This window comes from Fictibacillus sp. BK138, assembly GCF_004216955.1.
GTDB lineage: Bacteria > Bacillota > Bacilli > Bacillales > Fictibacillaceae > Fictibacillus.
In genome coordinates this window covers 1253754-1273901 of record NZ_SGXL01000001.1, presented here as the reverse complement: position 1 = coordinate 1273901, position 20148 = coordinate 1253754, and the positions used below count along the sequence as shown (strand labels likewise).

16 protein-coding genes and 1 other annotated feature are annotated in these 20148 nt (G+C 39.3%); all 16 genes read right to left on the bottom strand.

Translation table 11 applies throughout. From position 1 onward, the window contains the following. Positions 1-58: 58 nt before the first annotated feature. Complete coding sequence (gene minD / locus EV282_RS06165) at positions 59-853, bottom strand: septum site-determining protein MinD (RefSeq protein ID WP_077359202.1); 795 nt, start codon at positions 851-853, stop codon at positions 59-61. Between the two features lie 15 nt (positions 854-868). Then, on the bottom strand, positions 869-1546 hold the full coding sequence (gene minC / locus EV282_RS06160) for a septum site-determining protein MinC (protein WP_130294666.1): 678 nt from the start codon (positions 1544-1546) through the stop codon (positions 869-871). A 63-nt stretch (positions 1547-1609) separates the two neighbouring features. Further along, on the bottom strand, positions 1610-2128 hold the full coding sequence (gene mreD, locus EV282_RS06155) for a rod shape-determining protein MreD (RefSeq protein ID WP_165389375.1): 519 nt from the start codon (positions 2126-2128) through the stop codon (positions 1610-1612). Next, entirely contained in the window at positions 2128-3000 is an 873-nt protein-coding gene (mreC, locus tag EV282_RS06150) for a rod shape-determining protein MreC (RefSeq protein ID WP_130294663.1), read from the bottom strand. The genes mreD and mreC overlap by 1 nt, the downstream gene beginning before the upstream one ends. Before the next feature lie 15 nt (positions 3001-3015). Further along, complete coding sequence (locus tag EV282_RS06145; RefSeq protein ID WP_066291366.1) at positions 3016-4053, bottom strand: rod shape-determining protein; 1038 nt, start codon at positions 4051-4053, stop codon at positions 3016-3018. Between the two features lie 72 nt (positions 4054-4125). Next, positions 4126-4797 carry a RadC family protein gene (gene radC, locus EV282_RS06140; RefSeq protein ID WP_130296914.1) on the bottom strand — a complete coding sequence of 224 codons (672 nt, stop codon included), beginning with the start codon at positions 4795-4797 and terminating at the stop codon, positions 4126-4128. A 44-nt stretch (positions 4798-4841) separates the two neighbouring features. Then, positions 4842-5423 carry a Maf family protein gene (locus EV282_RS06135; RefSeq protein ID WP_130294662.1) on the bottom strand — a complete coding sequence of 194 codons (582 nt, stop codon included), beginning with the start codon at positions 5421-5423 and terminating at the stop codon, positions 4842-4844. A 263-nt stretch (positions 5424-5686) separates the two neighbouring features. Continuing rightward, on the bottom strand, positions 5687-6685 hold the full coding sequence (locus EV282_RS06130; RefSeq protein WP_130294660.1) for an SPOR domain-containing protein: 999 nt from the start codon (positions 6683-6685) through the stop codon (positions 5687-5689). Positions 6686-7086: 401 nt separating this feature from the next. Further along, entirely contained in the window at positions 7087-8808 is a 1722-nt protein-coding gene (locus tag EV282_RS06125) for a sensor domain-containing diguanylate cyclase (protein WP_165389374.1), read from the bottom strand. A gap of 102 nt (positions 8809-8910) precedes the next feature. Continuing rightward, positions 8911-10206 carry a bifunctional folylpolyglutamate synthase/dihydrofolate synthase gene (locus EV282_RS06120; protein ID WP_130294658.1) on the bottom strand — a complete coding sequence of 432 codons (1296 nt, stop codon included), beginning with the start codon at positions 10204-10206 and terminating at the stop codon, positions 8911-8913. A 78-nt stretch (positions 10207-10284) separates the two neighbouring features. Then, on the bottom strand, positions 10285-12933 hold the full coding sequence (locus EV282_RS06115; RefSeq protein WP_130294656.1) for a valine--tRNA ligase: 2649 nt from the start codon (positions 12931-12933) through the stop codon (positions 10285-10287). A 261-nt stretch (positions 12934-13194) separates the two neighbouring features. Next, positions 13195-13423 (bottom strand) — a binding site (T-box leader). A gap of 601 nt (positions 13424-14024) precedes the next feature. Then, the gene (ysxE, locus tag EV282_RS06110) at positions 14025-15089 is read right to left on the bottom strand and encodes a spore coat protein YsxE (protein ID WP_130294654.1); all 1065 of its coding nucleotides are present in this window, start codon (positions 15087-15089) and stop codon (positions 14025-14027) included. Further along, a complete protein-coding gene (locus EV282_RS06105; protein WP_130294652.1) occupies positions 15086-15997 on the bottom strand; it encodes a hypothetical protein in 912 nt (303 codons plus the stop codon). The genes ysxE and EV282_RS06105 overlap by 4 nt, the downstream gene beginning before the upstream one ends. Positions 15998-16012: 15 nt before the next feature. Next, the gene (locus tag EV282_RS06100; RefSeq protein WP_130294650.1) at positions 16013-17497 is read right to left on the bottom strand and encodes a LysM peptidoglycan-binding domain-containing protein; all 1485 of its coding nucleotides are present in this window, start codon (positions 17495-17497) and stop codon (positions 16013-16015) included. A 370-nt stretch (positions 17498-17867) separates the two neighbouring features. Beyond that, positions 17868-19154, bottom strand: coding sequence for a glutamate-1-semialdehyde 2,1-aminomutase (hemL, locus tag EV282_RS06095; RefSeq protein ID WP_130294648.1), 1287 nt, complete (start codon positions 19152-19154; stop codon positions 17868-17870). 18 nt (positions 19155-19172) lie between these two features. After that, on the bottom strand, positions 19173-20147 hold the full coding sequence (hemB, locus tag EV282_RS06090) for a porphobilinogen synthase (RefSeq protein WP_130294647.1): 975 nt from the start codon (positions 20145-20147) through the stop codon (positions 19173-19175). Position 20148: the final 1 nt, after the last annotated feature.

Here is a 20148-nt window from a genome sequence, read left to right as displayed (position 1 = left end):
ATGAGTGATTAAAATGAATTCCTGACCAAACAAAAAAGCACTGGCCTAAGCCAATGCTTTATTTCATTCCTAATAGAGTTTTAATCTTGCCAAAGAATCCTTTTTCTTCTTCTAAAGACAGAAGAGGCACTGATTCTCCTAATATCCTTCTAGCAATATTCCTATAGGCGATTGATGCTTTGGAATCCGGCTGCATTGCTACCGGTTCGCCTTTATTTGCAGCCTTAATCACGTTTTCGTCATCAATAACTACTCCTAAAAGCTCAATAGAAAGTACGGATACGATCTCGTCAACATCGAGCATATCACCGCTCTTTGCCAGGTGATTACGCAGTCTGTTTACGATGAGTTTTGGCGCTTCCACTTCTTCTTGTTCTAGCAAACCGATAATACGGTCAGCATCACGAACAGATGAAATTTCTGGATTTGTTACAACAATGGATTTATCTGCACCTGCTACAGCATTTTTAAAACCTTGTTCAATGCCTGCTGGACAATCAATAATAACATAATCATAATCTTGTTTTAATTCCTGTACAATTTTCTTAACTTGTTCAGGCTGAATAGAAGACTTATCTTTTGTTTGTGCTGCAGGCAGCAGATACAAACATTCAAAGCGTTTATCTTTAATCAAGGCTTGATTAAGTTTACAGCGTTCTTCTGCAACATCTACCAGATCATAAATAATCCTGTTCTCAAGTCCCATTAAAACATCAAGGTTACGCAATCCAATATCGGTATCAACGAGACATACTTTTTTCCCAGAAAGAGCTAGAGCAGTCCCTATATTGGCAGAAGTCGTCGTTTTCCCGACTCCACCTTTCCCAGACGTAATGACAATCGCTTCTCCCATGCTTCATTCCCCTTTCTATACCAAGCTGTTCAACGTCGGTCTAAGTCGGTGAACAGCACTGATCCGATCAATCCGAATCTGTTGTTCTTCTTTGGATATGTAAGCAAACTCCATCTCATTCCCCAAATCTGGATAAGAGTCTGGTGCTCTATTAATATGATGTGCAATCCTTAGCTGAGAAGGTTTCATAACAGAAGCAGCGATGATCGCTTCTTCATTCCCTTTGCTTCCGCTATGAGCGATTCCTTTCAAGGCACCGAGAATATAAATGTTACCAGTAGCGATAACAGTTCCACCCGGGTTCACATCGCCTACCAAGAGCAGGTCGCCCTGAATATCTAAAACCTGTCCAGATCTAACAATCTTTGAAACAGTAACAACCTGTGCATCTTTTCTTAATTCCTCAGCTTCTGTCTTGGTGATAACGTCTGATTCAATATGTTCTAAGATCAGATTCTCTTTTTGTTTTAAAACTTCCCGCAATTTCTCTTCTTGTTCAGCAGTAACATATCTCTTTCCTGCCTTTACCTTAACAGAAATAACTGGACCATTAAGCAGCTGTCCACTGTTTGCAGTTAATTTATCATAGAGTTCCTCAATAATTTTTTCGAAGGAACATGTATCATCCAACAACAAAATGAGGCCGTCTTTTGTACCTTTAATTGTTACGTTGTGCTGCAGTTTTTGTACCATTGGCATTGTTCACCTCAACGTACTAACATTCGACAGCTAGGTCTAAATTCCTCTTTGCTGCTGTTAGTTTTCTTTTAGGGTATCCTTCAGCAGGTTTAGCTGCTTTACATATGGATAATAAATGAGTATCGCAAAGAAACCGTTTAAGATGAGGGTAGGCAACAATCTTTTATAAAGGAACATATCTATCATTTGATTGCTGATCCCGATAAGACTGTTCAAGCCATAGACAAAAAACTCCAGGATAGAAACACCTACAATGGAAAGAAGCAGTGTAACAATAAGATTTCCGAAAAGATATCTTGAAAAGACAGATGTGATATAGGCAGTGGCAGCCATCGAAAATAAGTACACACCGATAATATCCGTATAAAGCAGATCAGTAAGAAGTCCAAACCCTAATCCATAGACCAGTCCATATGTTGAATTTAAATACATAGCAATAAATAAAATCATTACCATTGAAAAGCGAGGTATAAATTGCCATTCCATGTTGTTCTCCTGAGGCAATAGAGCTTGCATCAATGAACTCTCGCTAATAAATGCTAAATAGATAAGAAAAGGAAGAAGGATTTTTTTCATCATTCTTCCTCCTTTTCTTTTAAACTTTCATCTACTGCTGGCATCTCTCTTTCGAGAACCATCACATGATCTAAATCATACAAGTCGGCAGAGGGCTTCAAATAAGCAGTTTGAGTCAAACCGACTTCATCTGGTTCAATATCAATTACTTCCCCAATCAAAAGATTAGGAGGAAAAACATCCCCAAGTCCTGAAGTAATAACTTTTTGACCCTTTTTAATCTTTGCATCTACCGGAATTTTTTTAAACAGCAAAGCCTGACGTTTTGGATCGTATCCTTCTATCGTACCAAAAATATTTCTTTCACCTTGAACAATAGCAGAAAAACGATTTGTCCGATCGTTATCGCTTATAAGCTGAACAGTGGATTGGAACAAAGAAACATTCGTCACTTTACCTATAAAACCTTGGGGTGAAATAACGGCCATCTTTGGCTTTATTCCGTCTTTTTCACCTTTATTGATATAGATAAATTGATTCCATTGATCAGGAGATCTGCCGATTACTGTTGCTTCCCGCACCTTGAAGTCTGTTAGATCTTCTTCTTTATCAAGCTGCGCTTTTAACGTTTCGTTTGTTTTCTTAACTTCCTCGTACTGTACATACAATTTCGCGTACTCATCTAACCTTGCTTTTAACATTTGATTCTCTTTGTAAAGCTGTTTCATTTCAGCTAAATTCTCAAAGAAACCCGCTATTGTATTAGCGGGTTTATAGAAAATCGTTTGTGTTAGTCCTGCAGAGTCTTTTAAAAACTGCTCAGGTAAGGTTAGGCTTTCCCTTTTTTTCATCGAAAAACCAATCAAAGCTACTAGAATAATAATACTGACTAGCAGAATGATAAGCCGTTTATTCGAAAAAAAATGTGGCATGAAAAATACACCTACTTACTTGGATTTAGATCTAGAAGTAATACCAGCTTTGGATTTGAAAAGGTGCAGATTTTCAAGCGCACGGCCAGTTCCTACTGCTACACAATCCAATGCGTTTTCCGCCACGATAACAGGCATTTTTGTCTCTTCGCTTATCACTTTATCCAAGTTTCTCAATAAAGCTCCTCCACCAGTAAGGACGATACCGCGATCCATAATGTCAGCAGCAAGCTCTGGTGGTGTTTTTTCAAGAGTTACTTTTACAGCATCCATAATGCTATTTACCGTATCACGCAACGCGCTGGAAACTTCTTCCGCCGTAATCGTAATCGTTTTCGGAAGACCTGTCAATAAATCTCGTCCACGGATATCCATGTCTTCGATACCTTCAGGTGTTCCTGCAGATCCGATTTCAAGTTTAAGAGTTTCTGCAGTTCTTTCACCAATCATTAAGTTATACGTTTTTTTAATGTAAGCGATGATTGCATCATCCATCTCATCACCAGCGATGCGAATCGACTGACTCGTTACGATTCCCCCAAGGGAGATAATAGCAACTTCTGTTGTACCTCCGCCGATATCAACAACCATGCTTCCAGTTGGTTCCCATACAGGAAGATCAGCTCCGATAGCTGCCGCAAACGGCTCTTCAATCGTATAAGCTTCACGAGCACCAGCTTGTTTTGTAGCATCTTCAACAGCACGTTTTTCAACCGCTGTAATACCAGATGGTACACAAACCATTACATAAGGTTTGCGTGCAAATACAGAACGGTTCTTTTGTGCTTGCTGAATAAAATACTTCATCATTGTAGCAGTAGTTTCAAAGTCCGCAATAACACCGTCCTTCATTGGTCTTACAGCAACAATATTCCCCGGTGTACGGCCGATCATATTTTTAGCAGCATTACCTACCGCCTCAATTGAACCTGTGTCAGTACGCAAAGCAACAACGGAAGGTTCACGCACAACAACACCCTTGCCCTTCACGTAAACAAGTGTGTTTGCAGTTCCTAAATCAATTCCTAAATCTCTTGAAAATCCACCAAACATTTATGTAAACTCCTTTCATCAAGCAAAACTCATACGTTTGATTATACGCTATAAAAGAATCAAAAGACAATGTTAAACATATCCTTTTTCTTTTAAACTTACGTATTTTTGATCACCTATAATAATGTGATCCAACACTTCAATTCCCAGCATTTTTCCACACTCTACTAACCTTTTAGTAACTTCTATATCTTCACGGCTCGGAGCAGGATCGCCACTCGGATGGTTGTGAAAACAAATAATAGAAGCACAGGATCGCTTCAAGCCTTCTTTGAACACTTCACGCGGATGTACGATTGAAGTGTTTAGGCTGCCGATAAAGACTGTTTTTTTGTTCAGAACTTGATTCTTAGTATTCAAGTATAAACAGACAAAGTGTTCTTGGTGCAAAAAGCGCAGTTCATCCATTAAGTACCTTGCCCCATCTTCTGGGGACCGGATCGTGTATCTCTCTTCAAATTGAAGACGGCTGATCCTTTTTCCTATTTCAATAGCGGCGATTAGTTCTACTGCTTTGGCAGGTCCAATGCCGTTTATTTCTTTCAGTTCGCCAATCGAAGCATCTTTCAGATGTCTTAATCCTTCAAAATGCTGAATAATATGGTGCGATAGCTGTATGGCTGACATCTGTTTTGTTCCCGTACGTAAAAGAATAGCTAATAATTCATAGTTGGACAAAGTATCAGGACCGTCTTGCAGCAGCCTTTCCCTTGGTCTTTCCTGTAATGGATAATCTTTAATCATAAGCGGTTTTGTTGCCACTTACGTTCCTCCCTCGTTTATTCAGCCTATATGACTGACCCGGTGAAAGAAAATCCGAAATCATTAAGTGTTCTTACCACTCTCGATACCGGCAAACCTACAACACTAAAATAATCGCCATGAATCTTTTCTACGAGTAAAGAACCTGAACCTTGGATCCCATAGCTTCCTGCTTTGTCAAAAGGTTCACCGGTCTTGATGTACCACTGAATCGTTTCTTCGCTTAGTGGATAAAACGTCACACTTGTCTTTACTGAAAATAAACGTTTCTTTTCTTGATCCATAATACAAACACCTGTGTAAACATCATGCGTCTGACCTGACAGCATTCTTAGCGTTTCAGCAGCTTCTTGTTCATTTCGCGGCTTCCCAAGCCGGTTGTTGCCATAAGCAACAATTGTATCCGCACCTAAAATAACATCATTTGGTTTATATGTAAGTACTTCTGATGCTTTTTGTTCTGCAAGTGATTCTACTAATTGACTTGGACTAAGAGTTGGATCCATTTTTTCTTCAAGTGTACTAGGATAAGTTTCAAATGGAAGAAGCGTTAATGACAGAAGTTCATATCTCCGAGGTGAAGAAGAGGCTAAAATGAGGTGTTTCATGTAATCACCTTTCAATTCGTTCGTTGATGTTAAATTTGTACAGTTTTACAATAACAAACTTGTAAAAAATAGACAAACAGCGCCAAAAACTTACTTCTATTAGTTTTTCGGTATTTTTGGCTTTTTTATGTGGGCAAATGGTAATATTCTTAGACGATTTTTGACAAATTTCTCGAAAGTGCTAAAAAAGCAGACAAGGCAGTTGTATTTATAGCAGAAAAAAAGCAGAGAAAGGGGAGTATCTCTGCTTTTTTAAAACATTTCTATTTTAAAGTCTGAAGCAACTGTTTATATGATTGAAGACTATCCATGACCTTTTGCTGAAATGCCCAGTTAAGCTCGCCTTTCTTTGTATCTTTCAATGCTAGAAAAGCACCTTCAAGCTGTTTTTCAAAATCTGAAGCAGCTTTAGCTGTTTCTTCCTTCCAGTTTTTCTTTTGGTTCTGTCCGTACTGTTTCCATTTATTAAAATCACTTAAAGTTTGATCTAGTCCAGATTCTTTTGTGCCAGGCATCTGAGAGAGAGTTAATACGTTCTGCAGAAGAATCTTTCCATTAGTGAAATATGTCTCGTCTAAGTTGCTTGGTGTTTTTAAATTATCAAATGAGAATGACAGTTTTTTCACGATTGGTTTCTCCATCTTATTTTGATAGGTTTCACCATAGCTTTCTAATTGATGTTTTTCATTTGCTATCCCTACAATGACGGCAGATTTCTCATCACCAGCTGGGATGATCACTGCAGAAAAACCTTTATCTTCAATGGATTTCACAACGTCGTCCGCTCTTTCTTTTGTTGAAAATACACCAGCCTGCAGGGCTGAGAATTCTAAGTTGATAGGAGGCAATGTGACCAGTTTTTTTCCTGAAGGAGACTCTTCTTTTTGAACGTGAGCTGTTTCAGGTTTAAGATTTCCTGCTTCTGTTATATCTGTTGAAAATACCATCAAAACCATAATGCCTAAAACAGTTCCAGTCACTACTGCAGCCATGACTGCTGCTAAGATCTGTTTTGGTATGGATTTACCTTTTTGTGGTAGGTAAAAGCCTGTCCTTTTTTGAGAAAATAAATTCATTTTCTTTCTTTTAAAAGCTATATCATTTTTCCTTAACGGTTCTGCAAGCACCATGTATTTATCTTTGTCTAATACTTCAATAGCCGCTGCTATCTCATTACTTGAATGATCTTGTTCTTTGCGGGATTTACTTTCACTATATCGCTTTTCTTTTCCATTTATTAATATTGAAATCTCCTGTTTCAAGCCCATCCGCTCCTCTCTAGCATCTACTAAATCATATGCAAAATGAAATTTAATAGAACTGAAAAAGCAGATTCTAATTCAAAAAAAGGCTGTTTTCGTAAAGTAGGTTGTTTTTGAATGAGGTTAATTTCCGTTGCAGGGCTCGCTTTCCGCAGGGTGTGCGGTGAGCCCATTCGTCGCCTTGCGACTTTGAATGGTCTCACCTGTCCCACTCATCCTGCAGGACAAGGAAGGCTCCGGCAGCTTAACATCGCACGAAGAAAATGTGAAGTTCATTTTCGAGGAGTCTCGCCCTTACACTTCAATTAACTTTTCAATGAAGGACGGATAAAAAACCTTTCTATAGCAACAATCTTAAAAATAATAAAAGACCCCAGATGACTTCCTGAGATCTTTCACAGTTATCCAATATAAGCTGCCACCTTGTTGCGGCCTTGCTGTTTTGCACCAGTATACATGGCTCGATCTGCATTTCTTATCAATGTTAAAGGATCTTCACCTTGATGAGGAGCGGTAGCTACCCCAATACTCGCAGTTATGTATATCTTATGTTTACACTGATCGGTTAAATCGTTATGGATTTCGAATCCATTGTCCGAAATTACAGAACGAAGCTGTTCAGCTATTTCTAAACATTCGTTACCGCCAGATTCCGGCAGAAGAATAATAAATTCTTCCCCGCCATATCGCGCTACTGTTCCTCGTTCACCAATAAAATCCTCGAGCCTTCGAGCAAGCATGATGAGTACATCATTGCCGCTTTGATGACCGTACGAATCATTAACTGCTTTAAAATGATCGATATCTAGCAAAATAACAGAGAATTGTTTTCTGAAATATTCGTAATTGTTATACATATTAGCCAGCAAATCCTCAAAGTATCTATAATTATAGAGACCTGTTAATGGACACTGCTCACTTTTTAGTTTTGTAGATTCATAGTTTCTTGCGTTATCAATGGCAACCGCTAAATAGTTTGCTAAAATCTCTAAAATAATCAAGTGATGTTTTTGATAGGCATGTTTTTTCTTAGAAGCAAAAGTAATAATGCCAACGATTCTTTGATTTCGAATCATAGGTACGGCTACTACAGATTCTGCTTTGCTCTGAAAGAATGTTTCAGATATTTCTCTCCAGGCATTGATCTTACAGTACCTTATACTTTTACCGGTAGACCAGACTTTTCCGCTGATCGCTTCATGCTTTTTAATAGGGACTGAAGCTAATATACCTTCTTCACTTTCATACTTTCTTATAATTTTTAAATGTTCACCAGCATCTGCGTCATAAATAAAGGCAAAATCAACAGACATGAATGCAATAAGTTTTTCTATAAAAACATCTAAAATATGATTTACTTTTAAATGTTCCGAAAGCTGCTGACCAATCTCGCTCGCTTTTTGCAAAGAAACATTGATCTGTTCACTCGAATGATAGAGTTTAATAATGAATGAAAGTGATATAAAAGGAAGCCCTACATAAAAAATAGCAGGCTGTCCCAATTGGGAGTATAGAACGTAAAGCATCAGTCCAACTGGTATAGCTAGAACTTCTGAAACAAGATCCCATAATGCATCCCGTTCAATAAAACGACTGGATTGCTCATAAAGCACCGTAATAATGAAATATAATCCGACATGATTGAGTATTAATCCTGTCAAAACATATCCAAAAACAGGTATTAGATTAATCGATTGATTTAAGTTGAACGCCCCTGTTTCCCCGCCAAGAAAGTAAAAAACACTCGCTTCACAAATGATAATCCATGAAAACATAAGCGTATTGGCCATATATCTGTAATACTCTTTTATAATATGAGCTTTAAGTGAAATAAACATGGCAATTACAGAAATAAGTGTCATTGTTAAAGCAACTGTTAGACCAAAATATAAAAAGACAGCTAGATTTATACCAGACATAAAAGATATATTTGTATTAAGAACCTTAATAGGAAACATAGAAACAATAATCGCTAAAACTGCAATAATGCCCAAGTCGATCAAATTTAAATCCGGCTGGTTATTGGTCATTTGAACGGCAGTCCACCAAGCTAAAGGGAATAAAATCAGCCATGCAGCTATTACATATTTGCGTTTTCTCATATTATTCATCTGAGATTCCATGGCTGTCCCCTCCCTTTTAATGTTCAATATACACATCTATTTTACTAGTACATTTCTCTTATCTTTTTATTTTATCAAAAGTTCAAAAAATTACAATAAATGTTATTCCAAATTTTGAAAACTTTTTCTGATCTCTGAAATAAAGTAAAGAGATCCCGTAATAATAAGGACATCCTCACTGTTAAGTTTTTTCTTTATCTCTTCTAAAGCTTCATTCCAATTAGAGTTTGAACATGACCTTTGAAACGGACTTTCAGCCTGCAACTGTTCTGCAGACGCTGCTCTCGGAAAGTTAAATGTCGTGAAATAAGCCTCATATATAATGTTATCAAGCTCTTTCATCATGTTTTTATAAGCTTTATCATGCAGTGCCGCGAATAATAAATAGATCTTTCTGTCCTTATAATGGTTTTCTATTGTTTGTCTGAGTGCTTGTATTCCTTGATGGTTGTGAGCACCGTCTATAATTATATCGGGTGAAGAAGAAACTTTTTCAAACCTTCCCGCCCAATTTGCTCGAAATAATCCGGTTTTTATTTTTCCCGCATCAATTCTGTAGTAACCCTTTTCTGTTAAATATTCGACAGCAGCCAGCGCAAGGCCGGCATTTTTCACTTGATGAATTCCTTTCATTGATATTTCCGCTGAGAAATTTGATTTCTCAAGCCCTGTGTATACAAACTCCTCTCCCCAGTCAGAACTTTTCATGTGATGAATCGAAAAATCTCTGCCAAGGAAAAAAGATTCAGAATTCATTGTATCAGCCTTTTTCTCTATCACTTTTAAAGCTTCGATCTGTTCAACGGATGTAATGACCGGAACTCCTTTTTTAATGATCCCTGCTTTTTGAAATGCAATTTCCTCCATGGTATCCCCTAAGATCCCCATATGATCATATCCAATATTTGAAATCAGACTCAATATCGGAGTAATCACATTTGTAGAATCATATAAACCGCCTAATCCTGTTTCATAAATAACGATATCAGGCTGCTTATCTGCAAAATACAGCATTGATATAACTGTAATCACTTCAAACTCTGTCGGACTTCCCAGTGAGGTTTCAGATAGTTCTTCTACGAATGGTTTAACCAATTTTGCGTATTCCAACAGCTCTTGATTTTTAATAGGTACTTTATTTATGGAAACTCTCTCGTTAAAGGTGATGAGGTATGGTGAAGTAAAGGTGCCCACATTGTAGCCAGCTTCATTAAAAATGCTCCGCAAATACTCTACAGTAGATCCTTTTCCGTTTGTTCCGGCAATATGTACACATTTAATTTTTTCCTCTGGATTTCCTGTTCTTTGCAGCAGCCATTCCACTCTCTTTAATCCTGGCTTTATGCCAAATTTCAACAAACCATGTATCCATGTTAATGCATCATTATAAGTATTCAAATTTAAGCCCGCCTTTCATAACGTAAAAAGAAGGCGAATCCTGCATAAAAAGGATCCGCCTCATAATCGTCAATGCTGTTAGCTTTGAAGCTCTTTAATACGTGCCTGAACGTTATCATATTTCTCCTGATAATCACTCTCTTTTGCACGCTCTTCAGCAATAACCTTTTCAGGTGCTTTTTTCATAAAGCCTTCGTTGCTTAATTTTTTCTGTACACGCTCTACTTCTTTCGCATATTTTTCTGCTTCTTTTTCGAGACGCTTGATCTCTTCTTCAATATCCAGCAATCCTTCAAGAGGAAGATACATTTCAAGCCCTGTTAAAACGGTACTCATACTTTTTTCTGGTGCAGAGATTTCATCAGAGATCAAAAGCTCGCTAGGGTTGCAAAAACGTACTAGGTAGCTGCGATTTGTATCCAGAGCTTTTAAGATCTCTTTATTTTTCGGCTTAATCTGAAGTTCGATCGGCTTGCTCGGCGCAACGTTCATTTCTGAGCGGATATTACGAACAGAACGGATCACTTCAGTAACAAGCGCAAATTCTTTTGCTGCTTCCGGGAAATGAAGGTCATCTCGCTTTACCGGCCAAGAAGCTACAGTGATTGATTCACCTTCATGAGGCAGATGCTGCCAGATCTCTTCTGTAATAAACGGCATGAACGGGTGAAGCAAGCGAAGTGTCTGATCAAGCACATAAGCCAAAACTGAACGAGTAGTTTTCTTAGCTTCTTCATCTTCTCCATACAGAGGAAGTTTCGCCATCTCGATATACCAGTCACAAAAATCATCCCAGATGAAGTTATAAAGAAGACGTCCAACTTCCCCAAACTCATAAGCATCAATGAGTCTTGTAATGTCTTCTGACGTTTCATTCAATCGAGTTAAGATCCATTGGTCAGCAAGTGACTTTTTGCCCGATAAATCAATTTCATCATATTGCATGCCATCCATATTCATGAGAGCAAAACGGGACGCGTTCCAAATTTTATTAGCAAAGTTCCATGTAGACTCAACTTTTTCCCAATAGAATCGAAGGTCGTTTCCTGGGGAACTTCCGGTTGTTAAGAAGAAGCGTAACGCATCTGCACCATACTTCTCGATAACATCCATCGGATCAACACCGTTTCCGAGAGACTTACTCATCTTGCGCCCTTCTGAATCACGAACAAGTCCATGGATTAAAACATCATTAAATGGCCTTTGATCAGTGAACTCAAGTGATTGGAAGATCATTCTTGATACCCAGAATGAAATAATATCGTATCCTGTAACAAGTACATTGCCAGGGAAGTAGCGTTTAAGATCAGCCGATTCTTCATCCGGCCAGCCCATTGTTGAAAATGGCCAAAGAGCTGAAGAGAACCATGTATCAAGTACATCTGTATCCTGTTCCCAATTTTCAGGGTCACTAGGTTCTGTTTTTCCAACGTAGATTTCACCTGTTTCTTTATGGAACCATGCTGGAATACGGTGTCCCCACCACAGCTGACGGGAAATACACCAGTCACGGATGTTTTCGATCCAGCGCATATACGTGTTTTCAAAACGATCTGGTACGAAATTAACTTTATTCTCGCTATTTTGAAGCTTGATCGCTTCTTCTGCTAAAGGCTGCATCTTTACGAACCATTGAGTAGACAAGTACGGTTCTACAACTGCACCGCTTCTCTCAGAGTGTCCAACTGAATGCAAATGCTCTTCAATTTTGAATAGAACCCCTTGATCCTGGAGGTCTTTTACAATCTGCTTTCGACACTCAAAACGGTCAAGACCTTGATATTTCCCGGCGTTTTCGTTCATCTTTCCGCCTTCGTCCATTACCAAGATACGTTCTAGGTTATGCCTGTTTCCGATCTCAAAGTCGTTCGGGTCATGTGCAGGTGTAATTTTTACTGCACCTGAACCAAACTCCATATCTACATAATCATCGCCTACGATTTCAATCTCACGTCCTACGATTGGCAAGATTGCTTTCTTGCCGATCAGATGCTGATAGCGCTCATCTTTCGGATGTACTGCAATAGCTGTATCTCCGAGCATGGTTTCAGGACGAGTCGTAGCTACTTCAATATGTCCAGTACCATCTGCAAGAGGATATTTCATATGATAGAAAGCACCTTGAACGTCCTGATGAATTACTTCTATATCAGAAAGTGCTGTTTTTGTTTGTGGATCCCAGTTGATGATGTATTCGCCACGATAGATCAAACCTTTTTCATAGAGCGTTACAAATACTTCTTTTACCGCTTCTGAAAGGCCTTCGTCTAATGTAAAACGTTCACGGGAGTAATCTAATCCAAGACCAAGTTTTGCCCATTGCTGACGGATAAATTCAGCATATTCCTCTTTCCATTCCCATGACTTCTCAAGGAACTTTTCACGGCCAAGATCATAGCGGGAAATTCCTTCTTCACGAAGCTTTCCTTCAACCTTAGCTTGAGTTGCAATACCGGCGTGATCCATACCAGGCAGCCATAAAACATCATAGCCTTGCATGCGTTTTGTGCGTGTAAGAATGTCTTGCAATGCCGTATCCCAAGCATGACCAAGGTGAAGTTTTCCTGTAACATTCGGCGGCGGAATTACAATTGTGTATGGTTCTTTCTCTTTGTCGCCTTTCGCTTCAAAAAATTTACCTTTCAGCCAGAATTCATAACGGTTTTCTTCTGTTGCCTTCGGATCGTACTTTGTCGGCATCGTCAGTTCTTTCTGTTCGTTCGTCATCATTTCTCCTCCTTTTATTTCTAAAGGTTTCCTTAAAAGATTTTTGTTTTTAGCGTTTTTGTTTTTCTCTTCATTGACAGGTTGATTGGAGTGCAAGGTGTGAGACTCCTGCGGGATCAGCGGGACAGGTGAGACTCCTAATGGTGCGAAGTGCCAAGGAGGCTCACCGCACGCCCCGCGGAAAGCGAGCAACCTGGAGCGGAAATCAACCACATTCAAGAGCAACAAAATTTGCGAAAAAACAAAAAAAGCCCTATCGTCTTAAAGGACGAAAGGACTGTTCCGCGGTACCACCTTAATTTACGGCAAGTTTAAATAAACATGCTGTACTCTTAATCGATAACGGATTTTACCGTCTTCTTCTACTTTATTGTTCAAAGAAGATGCTCAAGGGCGACTTCCAACGAACTGGCCTTAAGGATTCTTTCAGCAGATGAATCCTCTCTCTAAAAGGTGTTGCATTTGTACTATTCCCTGTTTACGCACAATATAGAATCTGATTATATTTTATACAAGAGTGCTATTTTTAGTCAATAGGATAACCTTAACTTGTAAAAGTTATTCTATGCACAAATTTTTTTTTGGTGAAGCCCGTCTTTCACGTCTGTATAGGTGCTGCATAAGTTATTAAAAAGGGGCGAATGGGGGGCTTCTTCTTGGCTCGGAGATATTTTAGGAAAGCCCGCTTTCCTGGCTGGCTTCTAACCGTAAAGAACGCAATTGGACAATTAACTGTGCCGCTTATTATCTTTCAGTTGATCCGGACGTTATTGTTTCCTTCCGCTGTAGATTTTTTCATAATCTTAATTCTGTTAGTGTTGCATTTTGGGATTGGTAATGAATTTTTTTAATTGCATAACTTGTTTTACAAGGTAGGGTATACGGTATATTGTAACTGTCAAAAGGTGTCGACTCGTGGTTATATTTCTTATTACGTGGGAATAATTCGATTTCCCCTGTAATATTTTCATTTTACGTGGGATTTTTATCGATTAACCTGGAATTGTTAACTTTAATACCCATTAACGTATCATTCAAAAAATTCGGCTAACAAAAAAGCTTAAACAAACAAGAAGATCACATATAAGGTGCTATATGTGATCTTCTTCATTATTTATATGAATCTTATTTGGTACAGTTTCTTCAAAAGCAGGCGGAGGAGCTATCATAATAGCATCACAAAAATCACGTATCTTTTTCATCGCTCTTATTCTGCTTTCAAGCCTGTGCACCAACTCGATTTGAGAATATTGTGTTCTTTTGCTGCAGTACAGATCTACTGCATTAAATACCGGTTCTGGATATGATAAATAACTAATTAATAATCCTCGTTCTTCATTTAAAAGCGGTACATGCTTCTCGTATAAATCTAATAATAACTTTCCTTCTTCAATCGTCCAGTCTCTCTGATGTGCAGCTCTCCTAAAATATACAGCTAAATCTCTTACTGGTGTGTCAAGTACCGCTTTTTCAAAGTTCAGCAGATGGCCGTCCCCGGTCGGATTGAATATCAGATGATTACGGGAAACTTTGCCATGGCACAGGACACTTCTATATCGCTTTTCACGCTGACAAGTATCATACCAATCTTTCAATCTTCTTTTCGCTTCTTCAGTCATTCTCATTATGTTATGAAAATGACTTAAATACGTTAATTCAAAAGGAGACATATACGTTTTCTGTTCAGCTTCTTCCGTAAATCTTTCCATTTCAAACTGTCTGTTTTCCCATCTGTTCATTAAATACTGATAAGAGTGCTCAACGACTTCGTTGGAAAAGTCCTGTTCTTTGAGTGTCAGAGCATGCACTTTACCAAGATGGTCAAGCAGCACCTCATCCTTTGCTCTTTCATTCCTCTCATCAGATGCGAACCATGGCATGAGGTAATAGGTTTTTGGTCCCAGCTGAACCGTATAGTCACCAAATTTGGTTGGATACAAGGGTACTACCTGATGGAACCCAATCTCTGAAAGCCTTTGAATAACATGTGTGAACCAGCTTCGTTCTTCCTCGTTCATCTCTGCTTCTTTAAGTGCAAAAGTTCCTCTTTTCGTTATGACCTTCTTAACTTTCCCGTGGCGTTCAAGCTTTTCAGGAAAAAGATCATAATGAAAAAGGACGGGCCCGTAATTTAGTGTCTCCTTTTCCGTTGTCATAGGGCCACCTTCCTTCTGTTTTCATCAAACCATTCCGTAACTGTTTTTAGAAAAGTCCGGTTTGCATCCCAAATGGCTTCGTACCTATTCATTCCTTCAACCATCTTTTCTAAACTGGTGTTGTCTAATTGCTTCAGACAATCATTCAATTCCCATGGTGTTGTAATTTCGGCTAACAAGAGCAGCCCGTGATCACCACTTAACGGGAATGTGCGATCAATCTCTGTCAGAAGCATTTTTAATGACAAGGGTGAATTGTGTTCCAGCCATTCGAATAAGAAATTACGTATCGGCAGGTAGCTTTGTACCGGTTTGGAATCACCACCTTGGTAAAATAAAAAGTGAAAGATTCGTTTTCCATTGGCTATACATATTTCTTTTTCAAAAATTGGAACATCGGTGTTTTGAACTTTTTTATTAAGCGCTTCTGCGAATAGAACCCTCTTTTTTGCTTCTGCTAAACTTGTATTTAAAATTTGGAAAGTTCCATCTGTATATTTTTGAGCTAATTCCAAGCAATCGTAATAATTAAATGCAGGCTGTTCAATAGATAGATCTTTTTTATAGTTTCCTTGTACAGAAGCCGTTAACAGCTGACCAATAAACTGTCCCCACCGTTCTACTTCTTCACAGCCAAAAAGTATCTCTGCATAGTCATGAAGGGTAATCCAGTGCTTGCCGTCAAAAACCGCGGCTTCTTTGTCTCTTGTTCGAATCATTCTGTCAGGAACGGCGCCAGAGCCTCTTGAAGACTCATCGCGCCATCTGACATGCCACTTTAACATTTCTTCATCTTTCCAATACCTAATTCGTTTCTCTCCAAAATCTGTCATGATAATATGAGGCTCCTGCTTCCATCTCACCCCATATAATTCATATTCATTTTCTAAGAGGTTAATGAGCCCCATGGCAGCACCTCATTTTTAGCGTGAACTTACAGGAATATATATAATTTGTCCTTCAGATACTTCACCCTGCTGTAATTGATTCATGCGCATCAATGTATTTAGGGAGATATCATATCTTTCGCATATGTGTTCTAAAGAATCTCCGCGCTGAAGAATATACATTCTCATTTTTGAGAAACGGTCTTCTTTTCCAGACAGCATCTTCGTTAAATACAAGGCATTTTCATCCTTAGGTTCCTCTTCCCGTTCAACATGCTGTTCTTCTTGTTCTTCTTGTTCTTCTTGTTCTTCATAGCTGCTAGCTTCTGCTTCATAATCATAGGAGTGATCTTGTTCTTCTGTATGCTGATAGTTTTGTTCATCGTATTCTTGTTCATGTTCATCATGATACGCTTGTTCCCCGTACTCTGCTGCATCATATGGACGGTCACCGTAATTTTGTGCCTCGTACTCCTGATAATTGTTTTCTTGCGCCGGGTAAGATTGCTGCTGATACGGATTGTATTCATATGGTCTTTCTGGCTGTTGATAGGATTGGTTCTGATAAGGGATCTGCTGATAATTATAAGCATCTTGAGCCTGATAATTCTGCTCTCCATACGGCTGATCATAACTTACGTATTCTTCTTCATCTGTGTGGCTCTCATTAAATTTGAGCTCTTCTTGAGTTTCTTCATATTCCGGCAGGTAGTGTTCTTCAGTTTCTGGTTCTTCTGTTTCTTCCTCATTGTGCGAATTCCTCATATCCTCATTAGAGAAAGCAATCGACTTTAATGAATCAAATGTTGCATCCATCGTTGTATCATCGATTTCTTCAAAATGCGGTTTGAATTCGAAAGATGTCTTCTTCTCAGATCTAACTTCTGAAGCTTCCTCTCTAAAACTTGCCTGAAGTTCATTTTGTTGTGGCTGAGAAGGTACTCCTCCACTCTGGCGTGCTTCAAACTGAAACGGAGTAAAGATCTCGGACTTTTCTCCATTCTGATCAGAACGTTCCTCAACAGCTGACCGTACTGTTTCTTTAGGCAGTTCAAATGCTTGACTTTCCTGGCGCTGTTTTTCATCTTTTATTCCATAAATACAGATAGATGCTGAAAGTTCAAAGCAAGTCGAGTTAGGAAGTTCATATTCAAAAGACTCTACTTCCACTTTTACCTGATTTGAATCTTCAACACGATAGGACGGGATCGTAATGTCAACAGGGAAGCGATGGACCAATTCTGCAACCCCATCATCCGCAACGTTCAGCTGAGTAAGAGAACGATAAGAGACGCCTTCAGATAAAGGATTTCCTTCTAAATTTGATCCATCGTTTTCATCCTGTTTTTCTGCACGGTATTTTCCGTTTAAAATAAGGGCTCCTTTGATATAAACCTGTCCGGCTTCCTCACTGATGTTTATTTCAGGATTAAGTGACATAGACAAAACTTCAGCTACTTCCTGTCCTTTCTTAAGCCAAACAGACTCCTCAATGGAGAAACGCAGCTTCGATTGACTCATGCCCTTCTCCTCCTTTCAATTGCATATAGTTATACAATATAGGTGTATGAGAGAACAGGACGAAATATGATTCAGAGTTCAATCGGCAAAAATAAAAAATAGCGTCCGTTTTGTTAAACGGACGCTATTAGCTGCTCTTACTTTAAGGCTCTCATCACTCTCATCTTAAAGATTGTTGCTGTAGAATATTTTTATCTTCAATGACAATTTGACTGGAGTGTAAGGTGGGAGACTCCAGCGGGACGAGTGGGACAGGTGAGACTCCTATTGGCGCAAAGCAGCAGGAGGCTCACCGCCCGCCCCGCGGAAAGCGACCATCCTGGAACGGAAGTCAACAACTTCCAATAGCTACAAAACTTGCGAAAACAGACTACTTTAATAACGAAAAAGCTTTTCTGAATGCATTGACTGTCTTGATAATATCTTCTTCAGTATGTGCAGTTGATAAGAATAATCCTTCAAATTGCGAAGGAGGAAGAGAAACCCCTTCATGCAGCATCGTGCGGAAACAAGAATTAAAATGATCCAAGTTTGATAACTTAGCGGTTTCGTAATTGATTACATCTTGATTAGTAAAGAAGAAACCAATCATGCTTCCTGCCCGGTTGATCGTATGATCGATCCCGTAATGTTCTGCTGCCTCAGATATTCCTGAAGCCAGCTGATCACCAAGCTTTTTAAAATAATCATAGCTTTCTTTTGTTAGCTGAGAAAGAGTTGCATATCCTGCAGCCATGGCTAGTGGATTTCCAGACAATGTTCCGGCCTGATAAATAGGTCCGCTCGGTGCAATCTGCTGCATGATTTCACGCTTACCGCCGTAGGCACCTACAGGCAACCCTCCGCCTATTACTTTTCCTAAACATGTCAGGTCTGGTGTTACGCCAAAATAACCTTGTGCACATTCATAATCCACACGGAATCCTGTCATAACCTCATCAAAGATTAATAGAGATCCATGTTGCTCCGTCATTTTGCGGATACCCTCAAGGAATCCCTTTTGAGGAGGAACGACTCCCATGTTTCCAGCTACAGGCTCGACGATTACGCAAGCAATGTCCTCTCCGAATTGATCGAATGCAACCTGCAGACTTTCAAGATCGTTATACGGAACCGTGATCGTATTTTGGGCAATCCCTTCAGGTACACCTGGAGAGTCAGGCAGTCCAAGTGTAGCGACACCTGAACCAGCTTTAATCAGCAATGAGTCGCCATGACCATGGTAGCAGCCCTCGAACTTTACTATCTTGCTTCTTCCTGTATATCCCCGAGCAAGACGAAGTGCGCTCATCGTTGCCTCTGTGCCGGAGTTGACCATTCGAACCACTTCTATAGAGGGAACACGGTCAATAACAAGTTTCGCCAGTTCTGTCTCCATCTCGTTAGGAGCTCCAAAGCTAGTTCCTCGTTCAGCAGTCTCTTTAAGAGCTTTTACTACTGCTTCATCTGCATGGCCTAAAATTAATGGACCCCATGAAAGAACATAATCAATATATTCATTTCCATCGATATCATAAATTTTAGACCCTTTGCCCCGTTCCATAAATACAGGGTCCATATTTACTGATTTAAAAGCACGTACCGGACTGTTTACGCCGCCAGGCATATATTCCTTTGCTTCTTTGAACGCCGCAATTGATTTTTCAAAGTTTCTCATACTGACACCCTCTCTTTTTTATCGGTTATCCTTCAGCCATCTTGCCGCATCTTTAGCAAAATATGTGATGATGAGATCAGCTCCAGCTCTTTTCATAGAAATTAATTTTTCTAGGACGATACTTTTTTCATCTACCCATCCATTTATGGCCGCTGCTTTAATCATCGAGTATTCCCCGCTCACGTTATAAGCAACAAGCGGAAGTGGATATCTATCCTTTAATTCACGAAGAATGTCCAAATACGAAAGAGCTGGTTTTACCATCAAGAAGTCTGCACCTTCAGCAATGTCAGACTCTGCCTCACGAAGAGCTTCCAGACGGTTTGCCGGATCCATCTGATAGGTTTTTCTGTCACCAAACTGCGGTGTGCTGTGTGCAGCATCACGAAATGGACCGTAAAATGATGAAGCATACTTTACTGCATAAGACATAATCGGAATTTCCGAAAAACCGGCTTCGTCCAATCCTTGTCTGATCGCTGCTACAAAACCGTCCATCATATTAGAAGGGGCTATAATATCAGCTCCTGCTTCAGCTTGAGAAACTGCAGTTTTTGCCAATAGTTTAAGTGTTTCGTCGTTAAGTACATAACCGTTCTCAATAACACCGCAATGACCATGATCTGTAAACTGACAAAGACAAGTATCGGCGATTACTGTTAGAGAGGGGGCGATCTCTTTAATCTGACGAATGGCTTTTTGTACGATTCCGTTATGGTCATAAGCAGAACTACCGCATTCATCCTTCTCACCAGGTACACCGAAAACAATAATGGATTGAATACCCAGGTTTTCTACTTCTTTAATTTCTTCTTCTAATAAATCGAGTGAAAGATGATAAACGCCTGGCATAGAAGGGACTTCTTTCTTAACATTCTCACCTTCGACAAAAAATAATGGATAAATAAAATCAGATACATGCAAATGTGTTTCACGTACTAGTGAACGCATTGAAGCAGTTCTTCTTAAACGGCGATGACGCTGGAAATTCATA